The organism is Pseudomonas sp. AMR01, assembly GCF_041946035.1.
GTDB classification, from domain to species: domain Bacteria; phylum Pseudomonadota; class Gammaproteobacteria; order Pseudomonadales; family Pseudomonadaceae; genus Aquipseudomonas; species Aquipseudomonas antarctica_B.
This window is the reverse complement of record NZ_JAUTYR010000110.1, coordinates 1-668: the sequence shown is the minus strand read 5'-3', so window position 1 is coordinate 668 and position 668 is coordinate 1. Positions and strand designations below refer to the sequence as shown.

Sequence of the window (668 nt, the reverse complement as noted above, 5' to 3'; positions counted from 1 at the left end):
CGCCCATTCGACATTGGTAATCTGCGCTTTGATGCCAACCTCCGCCAATTGCGCAGCAATGATCTCTCCGCCACGGCGGGCATAGGACGGCGGTGGCAGGTGCAGGGTCGTTTCAAATCCATCTTCAAAACCGGCTTCGGCCAAAAGCGCTTTCGCCTTTTCAGGGTCATAGGCGCTCATCTCGGTCAGATCGACATAGTCCGGGTTGTGCGGTGCAAAGTGGGTGCCGATTGGGGTTCCGTACCCAAACATCGCTCCGTCAATAATCGCCTGCCGGTCAATGGCATGGGCCACGGCCTCCCGCACTTTGATATCATCAAAAGGCGCCTGCTTGTTGTTCATCGACAGGATGGTCTCGCCTTCGGTCGAGCCGATTAAGACTTGAAACCGTGGGTCCGCCTCAAACTGCGGGATGTTTTCTGGGGCGGGAAAACCGGCGAAAACATCGACATCTTCTGCCATGACGGCGGCAAAGGCAGCGGTGGGGTCTGAGATGAACTTGAACGTCGCACCGGTTAACGCAGGCGCCTCCCCCCAATAATTGTCGTAGCGCGAGAGCGTAATTTTGTCGCCTTGGCTCCAGTCGTCAAATTTGAATGGGCCGGTCCCAATGGGCGTTTGTTTGATCCCCTCAATACTCTCGGGCGCGACGATCACTGCATCACCCC

At 56.7% G+C, this 668-nt stretch carries 1 protein-coding gene; it reads right to left on the bottom strand.

The window, feature by feature from the left end; genetic code table 11:
• Positions 1-668 (bottom strand): ABC transporter substrate-binding protein (locus Q7C20_RS26765; protein ID WP_375071195.1); only part of this gene is annotated, 668 nt, incomplete at both ends.